Consider the following 19,028-nt stretch of genomic DNA (forward strand, 5'->3'; position numbering starts at 1 on the left):
TTACCATGCGCATCACACAAGGCACATTTTCATTTTTACCCGATCTGACCGATCTGCAAATCACCAAACAGATAGATTATTGCCTCGGTAAAGGCTGGGCACTGGCAATCGAATATACCGACGACCCACATCCACGCAATACCTACTGGGAAATGTACGGACCGCCAATGTTCGATCTGCGCGACCCGGCCGGGATCATGCTGGAACTGGCTAACTGCCGTAAAACATTTGCCAACTATTACATTCGCATGACGGCGTTCGATTCCAGCCAAGGCGTGGAATCTCTGGTGATGGCGTTCATTGTCAACCGCCCTGAAGTCGAGCCGGGCTTTCGCTTGGTCCGTCATGAAGAGGCCGGCCGCACGATTCGTTACAGCATCGAGAGCTATGCGGTGCAGGCCAAGCCGGAGGGTGCGCGCTACTAATCGTCTTTTACTGCCTTCTTCATATCGAGTTCATTATGCAAACACCGAACATCGCACCAGCCGCTTCCGCAAATCCGTTTGCGCTGGCGCTTGCCAGCTCGGGCATCACGGAGTTGCTGGCACAGCTTGAACGCGAGCTGATCGGCCTGGCGCCGGTCAAACAACGCATCCGTGACATCGCCGCATTGCTATTAATAGATAAACTACGTGCGGAACGCGGCTTTTCGGCGGGAGCACCGAGCCTGCATATGTGTTTTTCCGGTAATCCTGGGACGGGAAAAACGACCGTTGCATTGCGTATGGCAGCCATATTGCATCGCCTGGGTTATGTCCGTAAAGGGCATTTGGTCGCGGTAACACGCGACGATCTGGTGGGCCAATATATCGGCCATACAGCGCCCAAGACCAAAGAAGTGCTCAAGAAAGCAATGGGCGGCGTGTTGTTCATCGACGAAGCGTATTACCTGTATCGCCCGGAAAACGAGCGCGACTACGGCCAGGAAGCCATCGAAATCCTGCTGCAGGTAATGGAAAACAACCGGGACGATCTTGTGGTCATTCTGGCTGGTTACAAAGACCGGATGGATAAGTTTTTTGAATCCAATCCCGGCATGTCGTCACGTATTGCGCATCATATTGACTTTCCGGACTACGGTGTCGGCGAATTGGCGCAGATCGCCGACCTGATGCTGGAAACAATGCAATACCGGTTTGACGACGATGCGACGCGTGTATTTACCGACTATCTGGAACGTCGTATGGCGCAACCGCACTTTGCCAACGCCCGCAGCGTGCGCAATGCACTGGACCGGGCGCGGCTACGGCATGCATCACGACTGATGCAAGACCCAGCCTCGGTCGCTGATGATTTATCACTGACGACCATCACCGCACCTGACTTGTTGTCCAGTCGCGTATTTACAAAGCCAAACCCGCAGACCGATGCGATGGAGAAAGCAGCATGTTAAAGGCACTGATCTTTGATGTGGACGGCACGCTGGCCGACACCGAAACCACGCATCGCGACGCGTTTAACGCGGCATTTATCGACGTCGGACTCGATTGGTACTGGAGCGAGTCTGTCTACGCCGGCCTGCTCGACGTGGCGGGCGGCAAGGAACGGCTCCTGTATTACTGGAACATCGTCGATCCGGGCGAGGCAAGCGGGAGCAAGGTCAAGGAAACGATAGCCGCGGTGCATGCCATCAAGACGCGGCACTATGAAGCCATGGTCAGTGGCGGCAAGCTCTCCTTGCGCCCGGGCGTGCTGCGCATCATCCGGGAAGCCCATGCAGCCCGGATGCCGATGGCAATCGCGACCACCACCACGCCCGCCAATATCGATGCGTTGTTGCGCACTTGGCTAGGCCGCGATTGGCGCAAGCTGTTTGTCGCCGTATGCGATGCGTCCACAGTCAAGAACAAAAAACCTGCACCGGATGTGTATCTGGCCGCACTCGAAGCACTCGCACTGCCGGCCACAGATTGCCTCGCTTTCGAAGATTCGGAGAATGGTCTGCGCGCTGCCCGTGCGGCGGGAATACCGACATTAGTCACGCCAGGCGCCTATACCGGCGGGCAGCAGTTCAACGAGGCGCTTCTAGTGCTGCCGCATCTGGGCGATCCGGACCAACCGATGCTCCGCGGCATCCCAGGCGCCGACCAGCGCTGGGTCGATCTGGCGGCGCTGCGTCGCTGGCATCGCGGCACTCTGTACGAGGCGGCATAACATGAAAATTTCAGACATTCGCATCGCGCCATCGATTCTTTCGGCCGACTTTTCCCGGCTGGGCGAGGAAGTGCGGGCCATCGAAGCCGCCGGAGCCGACCTGGTCCATTTCGACGTGATGGACAATCACTATGTCCCCAACCTCACCATCGGCCCGCTGGTGTGCGAAGCGATCCGCCCGCATGTAACGATCCCGATCGACGTGCATCTGATGGTCGAACCGGTGGACGCGCTGATTCCACTGTTCGCGAAGGCGGGCGCCAATTTCATCACCTTTCACCCCGAAGCAAGCCGCCACGTCGACCGCACGCTCAACCTGATCCGCGAGCATGGTTGCAAGGCCGGCCTGGTGTTCAATCCCGCTACGCCGCTGGATCTGCTGGATCATGTGATGGACAAACTCGACATGGTGCTGCTAATGAGCGTCAATCCAGGTTTTGGCGGCCAAAGATTTATCACCGGCACCCTCGCAAAACTAAAGGCAGTTCGCGCTCGTATTGATGCCCATCAAGCCGCCGGCGGTCAAGACATCTGGCTTGAGGTGGATGGCGGGGTCAAGGCAGACAACATCGGTGTTATTCAACGCGCTGGAGCCGATACCTTTGTTGCCGGCAGTGCGGTTTTTAGCGCAGCGGACGCAGATAAAGGTTACCGCACCATCATGCAGCAACTACGCGCGCAAGCCTTCACATTATAAAAACAGATCGGAGATCATCATGCCTTTGACCCAGCATCGCACTACCCTGACCCAGTTCTTGATTGAAGAACGGCGCCGTTATCCAGAAGCCAGCGGCGATTTCAATAGCTTGATTTTGAATGTTGCGCTGGCATGCAAGAGCATTGCGCGTACTGTGGCCTTTGGTGCATTAGGTGGTGTACTCGGCGATGCGGGCGGCGCAGGCGGCTCCGTCAATGTCCAGGGGGAGACGCAAAAAAAACTCGATGTCATGAGTAACGATGCTTTCCTGCATGTCACGGAATGGGGTGGCCAACTGGCAGGAATGGCATCCGAAGAAATGGAGGATCCGTATCAGATTCCACCCAAGTTTCCCAAGGGGAAATACCTGCTGGTGTTCGACCCTCTCGACGGCTCGTCCAACATCGACGTGAATGTGTCGGTGGGTAGTATTTTCTCGGTACTGCGCGCGGCAGATGGTATCCAAAACGTCAGCGAAAAGGATTTCCTGCAACCGGGTTCGCAACAACTTGCCGCCGGCTATGCCATTTACGGACCATCAACCATGTTGGTGCTGACCGTGGGAACCGGCGTCAACGGCTTCACCCTCGACCCTAATCTAGGCGAATTCATGCTGACCCATCCCGGTTTGCAAATCCCGCCCGATACGCATGAATTTGCCATCAATGCATCCAACAGCCGCTTCTGGGAAGAACCGATCAAGCGCTATGTCGATGAATGCATGGCCGGTAAAACCGGGGCGCGAGACAAGGACTTCAATATGCGCTGGATCGCTTCCATGGTGGCCGAAGCGCACCGCATCCTGATGCGCGGCGGTGTATTCATGTACCCACGCGACTCCAAGGATCCCAACAAGTCAGGTCGCCTGCGGCTGCTGTACGAAGCCAATCCGATCGGCTTCCTCATGGAACAGGCTGGCGGCAGAGCCAGTACCGGTCGTCAATCGATCACTGCCGTGCAACCGACCTCGCTGCATCAACGCATCGGCCTGATCTTCGGTTCGCGCAATGAAGTCGAGCGTATCGAGAATTATCACAACACACCGCAGAAGGATGACTTGCCGAATCCCTTATTCAATGAGCGCAGCCTGTTTCGGGTACCTGTTTAATTTTTTCGAGAGCACATCATGTCTGAGCGCTATCCCATCATTGCCATTACCGGCTCGTCCGGCGCGGGTACCACCTCCGTTACCCGTACCTTTGAAAACATTTTTCGGCGCGAAAAAATCCAGTCGGTCATCGTTGAAGGAGACAGTTTTCATCGCTACGACCGCAAGGAAATGAAGGTCAGGCTTGCCGCGGCTGAAGAGACCGGCGATATGAATTTCAGTCATTTCGGTCCGGATACCAATCTGTTTGCTGAGCTTGAAACCTTGTTCCGCACTTATGGAGAGACTGGCATCGCCAAGCGTCGCAAATATCTCCATGACCCTGAAGAAGCCGCACCGTACAAACAAGAACCAGGGACCTTTACCCCCTGGGAGAATTTGCCGGCGGACACCGATCTGCTGTTTTATGAAGGATTGCACGGCGGCGTGGTCAACGATACGGTCAATATCGCCCAGCATCCGGATCTGCTGATCGGGGTGGTGCCGGTCATCAATCTGGAGTGGATTCAAAAGCTGTGGCGCGACAAGTCCAAACGCGGCTATTCGACCGAGGCGGTCACCGATACCATCCTGCGCCGCATGCCGGATTATGTGAATTACATCTGTCCGCAGTTCTCGCACACCCATGTGAATTTTCAGCGCGTGCCCTGCGTGGATACCTCCAACCCGTTCATTGCCCGTGAGATACCGGCGCCGGACGAGAGTTTTGTGGTGATTCGGTTCGCCAATCCGAAAGGCATTGATTTTCAGTATCTGCTCAATATGGTGCATGACTCCTTCATGTCGCGCGCCAACACCATCGTCGTTCCCGGCGGGAAGATGGAATTGGCGATGCAGCTGATCTTCACACCCTTCATCCTGCGCATGATGGAACGTAAAAAACGTGCCCGCAGCGTTCTTTGACAAAGGCGAATCATGAATGCTCCAGAAAAATTGACGGCAATAGCCGCCACGCCGGCCGACGCATTGCGCTTTTTGGCCGCTGATGCAGTGGAAAAAGCCAAGTCCGGTCATCCCGGCGCGCCCATGGGGATGGCTGAAATTGCAGACGTCCTTTGGCGCGGCCATCTGCGTCACAACCCGGCTGACCCAAAATGGCTTAACCGCGACCGCTTCGTCTTGTCCAACGGACACGGCTCGATGCTGCTCTACGCACTGTTGCACCTGACCGGCTACGATTTGCCGATTGAGGAACTGCAGCAGTTCCGTCAGATGCATTCCAAAACACCGGGGCATCCGGAGGTTGATGTCACGCCTGGTGTAGAAACGACGACCGGCCCGCTGGGTCAGGGTCTGTCGAATGCGGTCGGCATGGCGCTGGCAGAAAAAATGCTGGCCGCCAGCTTCAATCGCCCCGGGCACAATATCATCGACCACCACACTTACGTATTCGTCGGAGATGGCTGCCTGATGGAAGGTATCAGCCACGAAGTCAGTTCACTGGCCGGCACGCTGGGTCTGGGTAAATTGATCTGCTTCTATGACGATAACGGCATTTCCATCGATGGCAACGTCAAAGGCTGGTTTGCCGACGATACACCCAAGCGCTTCGCCGCTTATGGCTGGAATGTCATTGCATCCGTTGACGGTCATGATGTCGACGCGCTCGACCTGGCGATTCGTCAAGCCAAATCGCAGAACAGTCAACCAAGCCTGATCTGCTGCAAAACGGTCATAGGCCAGGGCGCCCCGACCAAGGCAGGCGGCCATGGCGTCCACGGCGCGCCATTGGGTGCTGTGGAAGTTGCCGCCATGCGTGCGCAAAAAGGCTGGACCGCTGCACCGTTCGAGGTGCCGCCTGAAATGGCGGCAGTGTGGGATGCGCGTGACATCGGTCAAGCGCGGCAGGCAGAATGGGAAGCCCGATTTGCGGCTTATCAAGCGGCAAATCCCGAGCTCGCCGCTGAACTGGTACGGCGCATGGCAGGCACGCTGCCTGCCGCATTGACCGATACGTTTTCTCAGCTCGTCCATACGCAGGGAGAGCTGCACAAGAAAGTGGCCACCCGCAAAGCCTCGCAAATCGTGCTGGAACATATCACGGCCATGCTGCCCGAGTTCTTTGGCGGATCGGCGGATTTATCCGGCTCCAACCTGACCAATGTCAAGGCATCGGTGTGGGTCAATCATCATGGCAGCGGCAATTACCTGAGCTATGGCGTGCGCGAGTTCGGCATGGCCGCGATCATGAATGGCATGGCACTGTATGGCGGCTTTATTCCCTACGGCGGCACCTTCATGACGTTCTCGGATTATTCGCGCAATGCGATCCGCATGGCGGCGCTGATGAGGCAGCGCGTGATTCATGTCCTCACGCATGACTCTATCGGCCTGGGTGAAGACGGACCGACACATCAACCGGTTGAACACGCGGCCAGCCTGCGCCTGATTCCGAATAACCGCCTCTGGCGCCCGTGCGATGGAGTCGAAACCGCGATCGCCTGGCAAGCGGCGATCACGCGTGCGGATGGACCGACTTGCCTGGTGCTTTCGCGCCAGGCGTTGACGCCTTTTTCACGTAATCCCGAGCAAACCGGCGATATCGCTCGTGGCGGCTATGTATTGATCGATTGCCCGCAGCCGCAGGTGGTGCTGATTGCGACAGGTTCCGAAGTCGAAATCGCTGCCGCGGCAGCCGAGCAATTAGCCCAACAAGGTGTAGCCGTGCGCGTGGTGTCGATGCCATGCGTTGAGATTTTTTATGCGCAGGATGCCAACTACCGCAAACGCGTTTTGCCGGACGGTGTTCCACGCGTCAGCATCGAAGCCGGGGTGACCTGGTTCTGGCGCGCAGTCGTGGGAGAAAACGGGATTGCCATCGGTATCGATACGTTTGGCGAATCCGCTCCCGCGGAACAACTGTATGCGCACTTCAAGCTGACGCCTTCGCATGTAGCCGAATCTGCGCTTACCGTAATAAAGGGGCGGTAATGGGACACATTGATACTTCACAACGTGCGGTCCTGATCGACCTCGATGGCACGCTGGTGGATACTGCGCCCGACATTGTTGCAGCGGTCAACCGAATGTTGGACGAGCTGGAGGCACCGCCTTTGCCATTCAGGACGGTGAGCGGTTTCATCGGTAAAGGCGTGCCCAATCTGCTGCGTTGCGTACTCGATGTCAGCGGCATTTCCGACACATTTAACCAGCAGCATGCACAAGACCTGTTCTATCAACATTATCGGGAGACGAATGGGCGCTTCGGCCAGGTATTTCCGGGCGTGCGGGATGGGCTGATGGCATTGAAAGAGGCCGGTTTTCGGCTCGCCTGTGTCACCAACAAGCCGTTTGAATTTGCCGAAGCGCTGTTGCAAATCGCCAGTCTGGATGGGTATTTTGACATCCTGGTGGGTGGCGACTCGATAGCGCAGATGAAACCCGCAGCGGAGCCGTTGTTATATGCCTGCCGCGTGCTGGAGGTAAGTCCGGAAAGGTCGTCGATGGTGGGGGATTCAGCCGTCGACGTGGCCGCCGCGCACGCCGCCCGGATGCCGGTGTATATCGTTCGCTACGGCTACCCCGGGCCGGATGGGCACGCCGGCATGCAATGCGACGCCTTGATCGAATCGTTTGAAGAATTACCGGCTCTGCTTGCAGCGCCATCCCTACAACCGGAAAGAGAAACGACACCATGACCATCAAAGTCGCCATCAATGGCTACGGCCGCATCGGCCGCAACGTACTTCGTGCCCACTACGAAGGGAATAAAAATCATGATATCCAGATCGTTGCGATCAACGACCTGGGCGACCCGAAAACCAATGCGCACCTGACCAAATACGATACCGCGCACGGGACCTTCCCCGGCAGCGTGACGGTGGATGGCGACTGCATGATAGTCAACGGCGACCGCATACGCGTGCTGGCCATCCGCAATCCCGCCGAACTGCCTTGGGGCGAACTGGGGGTGGATGTTGTCCTCGAGTGCACCGGCTTTTTCACAACCAAAGAGAAAGCGTCGGCACACATCAAAGGTGGTGCGAAAAAGGTCATCATCTCGGCACCCGGCGGAAAGGATGTGGATGCGACGATCGTGTATGGCGTGAATCATCAGGTGCTCAAGGCAACTGACACCGTGATTTCCAACGCATCCTGTACCACCAACTGTTTGGCGCCGCTGGTCAAGCCGCTGAACGACAAAATCGGTGTCGTGAATGGCCTGATGACCACGATACATTCTTACACCAACGACCAGGTATTGACGGACGTCTATCACGAAGATTTGCGTCGCGCCCGTTCGGCCACCATGAGCATGATCCCGACCAAAACCGGTGCAGCTGCGGCAGTCGGCCTGGTATTGCCGGAACTCAACGGCAAGCTCGACGGCTTCGCGATCCGCGTGCCTACCATCAACGTTTCGCTGGTCGATCTGTCGTTCGTCGCGGCGCGTGAAACCACTGTTGACGAAGTCAATGCGATCCTGAAAGAAGCGTCGGAAGGTGCACTCAAGGGCGTCCTGACGTACAACGTCGAACCGCTGGTGTCGGTCGATTTCAACCACAATCCGGCATCGTCGAATTTCGATGCGACCTTGACTAAAGTGTCCGGCAACCTGGTCAAAGTGTCGAGCTGGTACGACAACGAGTGGGGTTTCTCGAACCGGATGCTCGACACCACAGTCGCCTTGATGACGGCCAAGCGATGACCGTCATGCAATTCAACAAACTGACTGACTTCACTGCCGAACAGTTGGCCGGAAAACGGGTCTTCATTCGGGCCGACTTTAATGTGCCGCAAGATGATGCCGGCAACATTACCGACGATACGCGTATTCGTGCGGCATTGGCGGGGGTGCGTTTCGCGCTTGATGCCGGCGCCCGGGTCATGGCGACTTCGCATCTGGGGCGTCCGGTCGAGGGTGCGCTGTTACCGCGCGATTCACTCGCGCCGGTTGCGCAATGCTTAAACCGGCACTTAGGTCAGCCTGTGCGATTGGTGTCGAACTGGCTTGATGGCAGCTTTGACGTAGCGCCGGGCGAGGTGGTCGTACTCGAAAATTGCCGTGGCAATGTCGGTGAAAAAAGCAACGACACCACACTGGCAAAAGCGATGGCGTCGCTATGCGACATCTATGTCAACGATGCGTTCGGCACCGCGCACCGTGCCGAAGCCACCACCGAAGGCATCGCCCGTCATGCCAAGATTGCCTGCGCGGGACCACTGATGGCGGCAGAGCTGGAGGCACTGACAATAGCGCTGGCCAGCCCCAAAAAACCTCTCGTTGTGATCGTTGCGGGATCCAAGGTATCCACCAAACTCACGATATTGAATGCATTGGCAGACAAGGTCGACCAACTGATTGTCGGCGGCGGTATTGCCAATACGTTTCTGCTGGCGCAAGGAGCATCAATCGGAAAGTCGCTGGCAGAACCTGGCCTGATAGCTGAAGCGCGCAAAATCCTCGACAAGATGCAGGCGCGCGGCGCGGCGGTACAGTTGCCAATCGATGTAGTGTGCGCCAAAAATTTCGCAGCCGATGCGGCGCATGCCATCAAGCTACTGGCGGACGTTGAAGCAGATGACCAGATTCTGGATATCGGACCTGACAGCGCGGCGGTGCTTGCAGGCATCCTTCGCACGGCCGGCACCATCGTATGGAACGGCCCGGTGGGTGTGTTTGAGTTCGCGGCATTTTCGGAAGGCACCCGTGTGCTAGCCTGCGCTATTGCCGAGTCTCCCGCTTACTCGATTGCCGGTGGTGGTGACACCGTGGCCGCGATCAATGCATTCGGTATCGCCGACCGGATTGACTACATTTCGACGGCTGGCGGTGCGTTTCTGGAGTTCCTTGAAGGTAAGACACTTCCTGCCATAGAAGCGCTCAATCAGCGTGCAATACGCCATTACCCCTGATCCGGCAACTTACACGCGACCGGCGTTACGCCGTTTTCCACTACACATACCCCTACAGGAGATTTACATGTCCCTCGTATCGCTACGCCAATTGTTAGACCATGCTGCCGACCGTCAATATGCTCTGCCTGCTTTTAACGTCAACAATCTGGAACAGATTCTCGCCATCATGCAGGCAGCAGATGCTTGCGACAGCCCGGTAATCCTGCAGGCCTCGGCCGGTGCGCGTAAATATGCCGGTGAAGCATTTTTGCGCAAGATGGTGGAAGCAGCGGTGGAAGCCTATCCGCACATCCCGATCTGCATGCATCAGGACCATGGCGGCAGCCCGGCGGTATGTCAGGCTTCGATCCGTTCCGGGTTTTCCAGCGTGATGATGGACGGTTCGCTGATGGAAGATATGAAAACCCCTTCCTCCTACGATTACAACGTGGAAGTAACCCGTAAGGTGGTGGACTTCGCACATTACATCGGCGTGTCGGTCGAAGGCGAATTGGGGTGTCTGGGTTCGCTCGAATCCGGTCAGGCGGGAGAGGAAGACGGCTCCGGCGCCGACGGAATACTGTCGCACGACCAGTTGCTAACCGATCCCGCCCAAGCAGCGGACTTCGTCAAGCGAACCGGTGTGGATGCACTGGCGATTGCGATCGGCACCAGCCATGGCGCGTACAAGTTCAGCCGCAAGCCGACCGGCGACATTCTGGCGATTAGCCGTATCAAGGAAATCCATGCGCGTATTCCCAATACCCACCTGGTGATGCACGGCTCCTCTTCCGTGCCGCAGGAGTGGCTGGACATCATCCGCCAGTATGGCGGCGACATGAAGGAAACCTATGGTGTGCCGGTCGAAGAAATTCTGGAAGGTATCCGGCACGGTGTGCGCAAGGTCAATATCGACACCGATATCCGTCTGGCAATGAGCGGCGCAATGCGCCGCAGCATGGCCCAGCATCCGTCCGAATTCGATCCGCGCAAGTTTTTCAAGGATGCCACGGCAGCAGCCAGGGAAATATGCCAGGTGCGCTTTGAAGCGTTCGGCTCGGCTGGACAGGCGTCGAAGATCAAGGTCACATCGCTGGAACGGATGGCGCAGCGCTATACCCAAGGTGAACTGGACGCTATTGTGCATTAATTAACATCAATTCTGACCACTGCAAACAGCCTCGCAATGCCGCTCCGCCCGCCGCTTACCATCGGAACGGAACGCATTGTATGGATGATGTCGCTAAAATCTTGCCTGGCAGCGGATTTGATCGCTGGCAGGCCGTCGCCAACAGGCTCACACGACCATTGACGACATTGCCGGCTGCTCGGCCAGGAGATCCGCGACGATTTGAAGGCTCCTGCGAAGTTCAGATTGCGTCGCGGGCGCGCCCAGACCGAGACGCACTGCCTCGGGCGCCGCGCCCAACGCAAAGGCATCGCTGCCGACGACGCCGATGCCGACCAAGCGCAGGCGAACGGCAAACTCTGCGCGCGTCCAGGGCGGAACGAGCGGTAGCCACATATGAAAACCCTCTGGGTTCGCGAGGAATGCGCCGGGCGGAAGGATCGCCCGTGCAATCTCCTGTCGTTTGGCCGTTTCGTTACGAATCGCCGCAATGACCGCGTCCGCCGTGCCATTCTGAATCCAGCGGGTGGCGGTCGCTACCGTCAAAGGAGAGGCCATGGACGTGAGCGCGCGTATCGCGCCGGCCAGGCGCGTCGCGGAGCGAACGTCCGGCGCAACAACATAGGCCACACGCAGCGCGGGCGAGAGGCATTTCGCCAGTCCGGCGATGTAGTAAACGAGTTCCGGCGCCAGGGCGGCGAGCGGAGGCAGCGGCTCCCGCGGCAGCATGCCATAGGCGTCGTCCTCAATGATGGGCACCCCATGTTTCCGAGCGATAGCCACGATCGCCTCCCGTCGTTTCAGGGACATTGTTGCGGTCGTCGGATTGTGAAGCGTCGGCGTGCAATAGAGGGCTTTCGGCTTGTCTGTCTGACAAATAGCGTCGAATGCATCAGGAATCACGCCCTGCTCGTCGATCTCCACAGCAACGAGACGAATCCTCAAATGCGCAGCGAGCGATCGAAAACCCGGATAGGTGAGCGCCTCGGTGCAGATCGCATCACCCGGCGCGGCCAGCAGGCTGACGACCGCAAGAAGCGCGCCTTGTGTTCCGGGACAAACCATGACGCGATCGGGCGTAAGCGACGCAAGCCGCGCCGCGAGCCACAGAGCGCCAGCCGATCTGTCGGCTGCTGCACCGCCTGCCTCTTGATATCGAAGAAGCAAGTCAATTCCTCCACTCGATTCGAGGCCAACGATCCCGCTCCACATTCGCGCCGCGAGCCCTGCGTCGTCGAAACGCGGCGGCAAGTTCATGCTCATGTCGATAATGCCTCCGGAAGTGGGCTGGGCAAACTTCGGCGGCTTTGCGCGCACATAAGTGCCCTGTCCCACACGCCCATCGACGAGGCCGCGGCGGCGGGCTTCCGCATAGGCGCGGGTCACTGTAGTGAAGTCGATGCCGAGCGCATCCGCCAGGCTCCGCTGGGCGGGCAGGCGCGTCCCCTCAGGCAGGATGCCGGAGAGAATATCGGTGGAAAGCGAGTCGGCAATCGCCAGATAGACTGGCCCATCCGACTTCCTGATCACGGGCACCCAGGCGCCTGTCTCGTCGTTTCTAGCCATTGTTTTCGTCCTCAACCCTAATATAGGTATATTGTACGCTACGGCGTCGCAAAACGAGCAATTACGCTAGCCCTTGAAGCGGGGCGGAGTTATCCAGCCAAGAGCGCATGGCTTTCGATCCTGCTTTGAAAAATGCCTTGAACAAACCAATCGCTGCAAACAGCGCCACGCGCGGGAATGCAAGGCATTCCTGGACCTGTTCGCTGCAACTTTCCCCATATATGCACCAAGTGCAGAAGTGCTCGCAGTTGTTGGTCAGGAGCCGATACCGATTCTCTCCCAAGCGCGAGCGGGCTCGCCGGACCGCTTCCTGGCCCACGTACTTCGGGGACGCGCCTGGTTTGATCCAAACCTCATGGCCCGCGGCAAATCGGGCGATGCTGACTTCTTCCACCGGGCCCCTATGCAGAGACCGGCAAAGTCCGGCGTAATGCAGTACCCTCCCATCACCCACGTAAATGCCATGGTGGAGGTAGCCATGGCGGGGCGTGACAAGATGCGTGCCCGGTTGTGATTCGGCATCCTCAGCGACGTGCCACGAAGTCGGCGCGGCTTCGGTATTCGCATTCGGTCCGTCCCACTGCAGGTGTTGGAGAAAGTGCTTCATGGTGTTGGTACCACGACCCTAATATTTCTCAGAGTCGGTCCGCACCGCCGACTGCCGACGGCTCGGACCTCCATTTATTTCAGAGGACGACCCCGAAAACGCGACGACTTTTCGGGATCGTTTTACTGAAAGCTGCAGAGAAATTTACTTCCGGACCTTCAATTGTTGAACCGGCGCACTCTTCGCCTGAGTCAAATCCTCATTGCGTATGGACAGATTGAGTTCGTCATAGCCGATAGACCGATCCGGGCGCTCCCCGAATTTTCTGAGAACACCAGCCGGATTTTGATTGAAATTCATACTCAGGCTCTGATTGGAATAATGCCCGGCCGGATCGATATAGTATTTAAAATCAATTATCCGTTCTACATCAATGTCCGCATAGGCGATTCCTTCCACTTCTGCCGGGACCATCTCACTGATTGGCTCTCCGTCTGGCCCGTAAATACATGTATGGCCAGGCTTGCTGGCAAAAAACGAATCGAAATATTCTCGCTGCTCTTTGGTTTGGCAAATCATGTCTTTCATTTCTTCGGAATACGTTGACGACGTCATGATCACAAACGTCCCCGTCGAAATTGCGTAATACCTACTCGAAATTACGTCGTCAAAGAATCCAGGCCAGGCTGCAACGTGGATTTGTTCGTTTTGGGAATTCATTGCCTGAAGATCCAGCGGCACCTGATGCTCCCAACACATGCATCCACCCAGATTACCGATCTCTGTTTCGAACACCGGCATCATGCTTCCGTCTCCATCGCCCCAGACAAGCCGTTCAGCGACAGACACCCGCATTTTCCTGTGTTTTCCCATGAAATCGCCATTGGGATTGAACCAAAGTTGCGCGAGATATAGCGATCCTCGGTCTTTCTCACTGCAAGAAATGCAGACATAAATATTATTCCGTCTTGCCGCCTCACTTACCCGTTGCACCGCAAGGCTGGGGATTTCCACCGCATTCTGGTACAGCTCGTGGTAGAACTTCCTGGTGTTTTCCGGATGACTGACAAATGCGAACCAGGGATACCCAGGCAGGAATCCCTCAGGAAATGCAATGAGACGCGCGCCATTTGCTGCCGCCTCATCAATTAATTTGCAAGCCTTCTCAACCGTTGCGTCCAGGTTCAGATAGATGGGCGAAGCCTGAACTGCAGCAGCTTTGAATTTCGGATAGTGCTGTGACATTGTTATCTCCTGTTTATTTTATGCGGCAAGTATTCCGCGGGTGCCAGCATTTGAACGAATGACTGATTTTGTGACCGGCCATCTTCTCCTGCTGCACTTTGAGTATATATGCACATTGTATGAATACAAGAAATAGTTAACTTTATATTTCCTGCTGCCGCGCCGCACTGTGAAGCGAGGCCCCTTGCTGCGGGATACGCCCTGCCCCAGCTTCTGGCGGACCACCGTCGCCAGAGACGTTCGCCGAGTAGAAAACAAGTTACAACTTTAGCTGTGCATTGTATGGATTGAATGGATGGTTAAAATTTGTATTTCCGTCGTGGCATCAACGTCAGGCCGGCCCGGTCTATAAATTGGGCGCATCAAATCACTTCCCAGGAGACGAGGTCGTACAAAGAATCGAGGCTGCGGTCATCAGCATGGGTGAATACGCGTGATTTCCAGATGCCGGTCAGGGAAGCGCGCCATCCAATCGCAAACAAAGCGGGCAGCTCGATCGCCATGTGACCGGCCATCGAAATTTCCATTTGGCTATTGCATAACGTGCCGTATCCGAGGCATTGACAACGACAACGGGGTCGGAAAGATGCGTAATATAGCGAGTAACGGAGAGGCAGACTGGGGAGCACTATTTATAAATACGCAACCCCGTTTAATCTCATGATGTTAAATAAAGAAATATTTACCAAGAAGAAATTGGAGGCCGTAATGAACGAAGAAGCGTTTAATCTCAGCATGCGGAAATTCTTGAAAATGGTTGGCATCAGCTCGCAGAATGAAATTGAAAAGGCCGTCGGGAAAGCCATTGCAGATAAGTCAATCACAGGCAGTGAAACGCTTCCGGCAACAATGACGTTGGAAATCGCCGGATTAAAATTGAACGTTAAATTTGATGGGAATATCAGTTTGGAATAAGGTCTCATCCAAAAAATGGCGCCAGAGCTTTCGACCCTAAACGGGCAAAAATCTCTGGCGTTTCGTAAAGCTACAGCTGTGTTACGCCTGCCTGCGCCGAAACAGCGGTAGCGGTTGGTCGACCGCGCCTTGATACTGGACACTGTATCGGCTAAAGCTTTTGAGCGCATCGTGAACGTTCTTGTCGGCCCGTAGCGCGAACGCATCGAATCCGCAGCGGCGCAAGTAATTCAGTTGATCGCGCAGGACGTCTCCGATCGCGCGCAGCTCCCCCTTCCATCCATAGCGCGAGCGCAGCAGGTAACCGACACTGTAGCCGCGCCCGTCACGGAACGATGGAAAGTCGACTGCAATCAGCTCCAGTTCGCCCAGTTGCTCGGCACACGACTCAAAATCGTCGTCCGGCGCAATCCAGATCGCCCTCGGCTGCGCCGCGGCGTCGAGTGGAGCCCTGCCCTGCCAATGGGAGAACGGCAGAATTTCCTGGATTGCCGGCCGGCTGCTTGCCGTCTCCCCTTCCCGCACAACGACCCACGGGTCTTCGATCACTTGGGGAGTGCCTGCGATAATCTTGATAATATTTGCCATATGCAGTCTCGTCAGGCGATAGCGTTGGGCTGATCGTAGACGGCAACCTTGAATGGATCCAGGCCCACGCGCGTCACCGTGTCGATAAACGGCTCATCCTGCCCCCGTAAATTGCAATAGGTGGTGACGATCTGCTCGATGACAGCGGGCATTTCTTCCGCGCGAAATGAGGGGCCGATGACTTTTCCCAGCGCGGAGCGGTTGCCTTGCGCGCCGCCTATGGTCACCTGGTACCATTCGTCACCGTCCTTGTCCACCCCGAGAATGCCGATATTTCCCATGTGGTGATGCCCACAGGCATTAATGCAGCCAGAAATATTCAAGGATAGGTCGCCCAGGTCGGAGAGGAAATCGAGGTTGTCGAACTGCTCGGCAATGGCGCGTGCAATCGGCAGCGACCGCGCATTTGCCAGCGAACAATAGTCGCCGCCGGGGCAGGCGATGATGTCGGTGAGCAATCCCAGATTAGGCGTGCCCAACCCGGCTTCGCACGCCAGCTGCCACAGCGCGTACAGATCCGCTTGCCGGGTGTCCGGGAGGATCAGATTTTGTTCGTGGGCAACGCGGATTTCGCCAAAACCGAAGCGCTCCGCCCAATCTGCGACGCGTTCCATCTGCTCGGCAGTCACGTCGCCTGGTGGGATGGCTGCGCCTGGCTTGGTCGACAGCGTCACGGACATATAACCTGCCACTTTGTGTGCCCTGGTATTCCGTTTTACCCATTGTGCGAAGCGGGGATGCGTTTTCAACTGTTCCTGGAATGACGCATCGTCGACACTGGTTCGGTCATACCTGGATTCTTCAAAGAAGTGCGCGACGCGCCGATATTCGGCCTCGGTCAACGTCGACGGGCCATCTTTAAGGTGGGCCCATTCCTCTTCGACTTCCTTGGCAAACACGTCGGCACCCAAAGCCTTGACCAGAATCTTGATCCTTGCCTTGTACTTGTTGTCGCGCCGGCCGTAACGGTTGTATACCCTCAGCACGGCCTCGACGTACGACAGCATATGCTGCCACGGCAATTCCTCTCGGATCAGCGAGCTCAATATCGGGGTTCGGCCGAGTCCGCCACCCGCAAACACGCGCAGCAACTTGTCGCCCGCTGCATTCCGGTGGAGATAAATGCCGACGTCGTGCATCCGCACGGCGGCACGGTCTTGTAGCGACGAGGACAGCGCGATTTTGAATTTACGCGGCAGGAAGGCGAATTCAGGATTCAGGGTCGACCATTGGCGCAAAATCTCCGCCAATGGCCGCGGATCGATCACTTCATCATTCGCGACCCCGGCAAACTGCTCTGTCGTGATATTCCGTACACAGTTGCCCGACGTCTGAATGGCATGCATCTGCACCGTAGCCAGTTCGGCCAGGATATCCGGCGTATCTTCAAGCTTGATCCAGTTGTACTGGATGTTCTGGCGCGTCGTGAAATGGCCGTAGCCGCGATCATAGGTGCGCGCGATGTGTGCGAGCATCCGTAGCTGACTGGATGACAGCACGCCGTACGGAACGGCGACCCGCAGCATATATGCATGCTTTTGCAGATACAGGCCGTTCTGCAGCCGCAGCGGCAGAAATTCCTCTTCACTCAGCTCGCCTGAAATCCTTCGGGCGACCTGATCCCGAAATTCTTCTACCCGTTCGCTCACCAGCGAGGCATCGTAATCGTCGTATTGGTACATGCGGTTTCCTATCGACCAGGGTTGGAAACGATGAGGACCGGCGCTTCCGTTGTCCCGTTTCCGTATTGAGGTCTTCATTTTCACAGGAACACGGCAAAAAAAACAGATGCAGGAGTAACAGGAAAAACCAGATCAGATTGCCGTCAAAAGCGCACTAGGCCCGCCAGCGGCACTTCGATGGCAACGGAGGATTTCGTCAAATCGGAAATGACTTCCTTAAGTGTTACGCCATCTTCATAGCGTAAGTAAATCTGCGCAACCTGGGCTAATGACTCAGCCTGCCTGATCTTGCGGCCCGGTTCCTGATTTTGAATGATTCACTGCGTCAGCAAATCTTAAATGTCCCATCCGAAGGTGCCGGCTCTGCGGCATCCTCGATGGTCACATTACGTACCCGGGCGGCGGGTGGGCCTCGCCTTGCCCAAAGGATGATGGCCTCGATCGCCGCCACTTCGCCATGAACGCAGGCTTCCACAGAGCCATCTCGGCGATTGCGCACCCAGCCGGAAAGGCCCAGCGCAACCGCCTTGCCAGCAAAGGAAGCGCGATAACCGACACCCTGCACTCGTCCTTCTATCATCAGCCGTTTAACCATCGTCAGTCTCGCTTTGTCGAATTGAAGTATGTTCTGAGAGCACCCATCTTGATTTAAGCTGATACAACCCCAAGATACATCACCAATATTTTTGTTAGAGAGGCACCGAACATGTATATCAACACCGTCATTCGGGGAATTGTCTTGGCCACGACCATGCTCTGTGTCGCGCCGGTCTTTGCCGCAGAAGACGCCACCATGCACGAGGTCTATACGGCTGCGCAGGCGGGCAAATTCGACGAAGCGCAAGCAATGATGGACAAAATTCTGCGCGACCATCCGAAAAGTGCGAAGGCGCATTTTGTGGAGTCCGAATTACTGGCAAAACAAGGCCGCTTTACCAATGCGGAAGCCGAGTTCAAAACCGCCGAGCGCCTTGCGCCAGGGCTACCATTCGCCAAGCCTGCATCTGTTGAGCAACTCCAGGCCCGCCTGGCGGCGGCCCACACAGTCGCCCATTCGCGCCTTGCACCGCAAGCAATTGCTGCAGAGGCGCCTGGTGCCGGTATACCATGGGGCTTATTACTTGGTGGGGCGGGCCTGATCGCTTTCATTTTGTTTGCAATGCGGTTCATGAACATGCGCACTGGCGCCACGATGGGTGGAGGTGGAGGCGCGGGCAGCATGCCCGGTTATCGGCCGAGCCAGCCTATGTCGCCGTACAGCCCAACGGCACCGGCGCCAATGATGGGTCCTTCAGCGGGCGGCGGGATGGGTTCTGGCATTCTGGCTGGACTTGCCACCGGTGCTGCTGTGGGCGCCGGAATGGTGGCGGGCGAAGCGCTGATGCACCATTTCACCGATGGAAATCGGGCAAGCGGTGCGAGCACCAATACGTTCGACACCCAGTATGCGCGCGACGATCAGACGACGCCCAACGACATGGGCGGGATTGACTTTGGCGTTTCCGACTCAGACTCCTGGGACGATAGTTCAGGTAACGGCGGTGATGATTGGAGTTAAG

The 19,028-nt window shown here is 56.7% G+C and carries 20 protein-coding genes; 13 read left to right on the forward strand and 7 right to left on the reverse strand.

The features are described 5' to 3' along the window. Positions 1 to 5: 5 nt before the first annotated feature. The 11 genes from AC3CHX_RS12145 to fba all read left to right on the forward strand — a co-directional run bounded on the left by AC3CHX_RS12145 (position 6) and on the right by fba (position 10,947). Positions 6 to 425: a RuBisCO small subunit-like domain-containing protein gene (locus AC3CHX_RS12145; RefSeq protein WP_488644254.1), complete on the forward strand. Its 420-nt coding sequence runs from the start codon at positions 6 to 8 to the stop codon at positions 423 to 425. A 35-nt stretch (positions 426 to 460) separates the two neighbouring features. Next, positions 461 to 1,393, forward strand: a complete 933-nt coding sequence (gene cbbX / locus AC3CHX_RS12150) for a CbbX protein (protein WP_488644255.1) — start codon at positions 461 to 463, stop codon at positions 1,391 to 1,393. After that, entirely contained in the window at positions 1,387 to 2,154 is a 768-nt protein-coding gene (locus AC3CHX_RS12155) for an HAD-IA family hydrolase (RefSeq protein WP_488644256.1), read from the forward strand. Before cbbX ends, AC3CHX_RS12155 begins: the two co-directional genes overlap by 7 nt. A gap of 1 nt (position 2,155) precedes the next feature. Continuing rightward, the gene (gene rpe, locus AC3CHX_RS12160; protein ID WP_488644257.1) at positions 2,156 to 2,851 is read left to right on the forward strand and encodes a ribulose-phosphate 3-epimerase; all 696 of its coding nucleotides are present in this window, start codon (positions 2,156 to 2,158) and stop codon (positions 2,849 to 2,851) included. 19 nt (positions 2,852 to 2,870) lie between these two features. After that, entirely contained in the window at positions 2,871 to 3,959 is a 1,089-nt protein-coding gene (locus AC3CHX_RS12165; RefSeq protein WP_488644258.1) for a class 1 fructose-bisphosphatase, read from the forward strand. An 18-nt stretch (positions 3,960 to 3,977) separates the two neighbouring features. After that, positions 3,978 to 4,862, forward strand: a complete 885-nt coding sequence (locus AC3CHX_RS12170) for a phosphoribulokinase (protein ID WP_488644259.1) — start codon at positions 3,978 to 3,980, stop codon at positions 4,860 to 4,862. A 12-nt stretch (positions 4,863 to 4,874) separates the two neighbouring features. Beyond that, the gene (gene tkt, locus AC3CHX_RS12175) at positions 4,875 to 6,890 is read left to right on the forward strand and encodes a transketolase (RefSeq protein WP_488644260.1); all 2,016 of its coding nucleotides are present in this window, start codon (positions 4,875 to 4,877) and stop codon (positions 6,888 to 6,890) included. Next, complete coding sequence (gene gph, locus AC3CHX_RS12180; RefSeq protein ID WP_488644261.1) at positions 6,890 to 7,597, forward strand: phosphoglycolate phosphatase; 708 nt, start codon at positions 6,890 to 6,892, stop codon at positions 7,595 to 7,597. Before tkt ends, gph begins: the two co-directional genes overlap by 1 nt. After that, a complete protein-coding gene (gene gap / locus AC3CHX_RS12185) occupies positions 7,594 to 8,607 on the forward strand; it encodes a type I glyceraldehyde-3-phosphate dehydrogenase (RefSeq protein ID WP_488644262.1) in 1,014 nt (337 codons plus the stop codon). Before gph ends, gap begins: the two co-directional genes overlap by 4 nt. Before the next feature lie 5 nt (positions 8,608 to 8,612). After that, a complete protein-coding gene (locus AC3CHX_RS12190; protein ID WP_488644263.1) occupies positions 8,613 to 9,815 on the forward strand; it encodes a phosphoglycerate kinase in 1,203 nt (400 codons plus the stop codon). A gap of 67 nt (positions 9,816 to 9,882) precedes the next feature. Beyond that, entirely contained in the window at positions 9,883 to 10,947 is a 1,065-nt protein-coding gene (fba, locus tag AC3CHX_RS12195) for a class II fructose-bisphosphate aldolase (RefSeq protein ID WP_488644264.1), read from the forward strand. A gap of 147 nt (positions 10,948 to 11,094) precedes the next feature. On the opposite strand, the gene AC3CHX_RS12200 is transcribed toward fba, so the two are convergent. The 4 genes from AC3CHX_RS12200 to AC3CHX_RS12215 all read right to left on the reverse strand — a co-directional run bounded on the left by AC3CHX_RS12200 (position 11,095) and on the right by AC3CHX_RS12215 (position 14,811). Then, positions 11,095 to 12,492 carry an aminotransferase-like domain-containing protein gene (locus AC3CHX_RS12200; protein WP_488644265.1) on the reverse strand — a complete coding sequence of 466 codons (1,398 nt, stop codon included), beginning with the start codon at positions 12,490 to 12,492 and terminating at the stop codon, positions 11,095 to 11,097. Between the two features lie 61 nt (positions 12,493 to 12,553). Then, the gene (locus AC3CHX_RS12205) at positions 12,554 to 13,099 is read right to left on the reverse strand and encodes a lecithin retinol acyltransferase family protein (RefSeq protein ID WP_488644266.1); all 546 of its coding nucleotides are present in this window, start codon (positions 13,097 to 13,099) and stop codon (positions 12,554 to 12,556) included. Positions 13,100 to 13,243: 144 nt separating this feature from the next. Then, positions 13,244 to 14,284: a carbon-nitrogen hydrolase family protein gene (locus tag AC3CHX_RS12210; protein ID WP_488644267.1), complete on the reverse strand. Its 1,041-nt coding sequence runs from the start codon at positions 14,282 to 14,284 to the stop codon at positions 13,244 to 13,246. A 362-nt stretch (positions 14,285 to 14,646) separates the two neighbouring features. Continuing rightward, positions 14,647 to 14,811 (reverse strand): hypothetical protein, encoded by a 165-nt coding sequence (locus AC3CHX_RS12215; RefSeq protein ID WP_488644268.1) that lies wholly within the window; start codon positions 14,809 to 14,811, stop codon positions 14,647 to 14,649. A 181-nt stretch (positions 14,812 to 14,992) separates the two neighbouring features. On the opposite strand from AC3CHX_RS12215, the gene AC3CHX_RS12220 reads away from it, so the two are divergent. Next, on the forward strand, positions 14,993 to 15,199 hold the full coding sequence (locus tag AC3CHX_RS12220) for a DUF6494 family protein (protein WP_488644269.1): 207 nt from the start codon (positions 14,993 to 14,995) through the stop codon (positions 15,197 to 15,199). 81 nt (positions 15,200 to 15,280) lie between these two features. Here AC3CHX_RS12220 and AC3CHX_RS12225 read toward each other — a convergent pair whose 3' ends face one another. From AC3CHX_RS12225 to AC3CHX_RS12235, 3 genes are all read right to left on the reverse strand, one after another. Continuing rightward, entirely contained in the window at positions 15,281 to 15,787 is a 507-nt protein-coding gene (locus AC3CHX_RS12225; protein ID WP_488644270.1) for a DUF934 domain-containing protein, read from the reverse strand. Between the two features lie 11 nt (positions 15,788 to 15,798). Then, positions 15,799 to 17,469: a nitrite/sulfite reductase gene (locus AC3CHX_RS12230; RefSeq protein ID WP_488644271.1), complete on the reverse strand. Its 1,671-nt coding sequence runs from the start codon at positions 17,467 to 17,469 to the stop codon at positions 15,799 to 15,801. 325 nt (positions 17,470 to 17,794) lie between these two features. After that, on the reverse strand, positions 17,795 to 18,049 hold the full coding sequence (locus tag AC3CHX_RS12235) for an acylphosphatase (protein WP_488644272.1): 255 nt from the start codon (positions 18,047 to 18,049) through the stop codon (positions 17,795 to 17,797). A 126-nt stretch (positions 18,050 to 18,175) separates the two neighbouring features. Between AC3CHX_RS12235 and AC3CHX_RS12240 the strand changes: the two genes are divergently transcribed. Beyond that, positions 18,176 to 19,027 carry a tetratricopeptide repeat protein gene (locus AC3CHX_RS12240; RefSeq protein ID WP_488644273.1) on the forward strand — a complete coding sequence of 284 codons (852 nt, stop codon included), beginning with the start codon at positions 18,176 to 18,178 and terminating at the stop codon, positions 19,025 to 19,027. The last annotated feature ends 1 nt before the right edge of the window (position 19,028 follow it).

This window comes from Glaciimonas sp. OK215, from assembly GCF_057787885.1.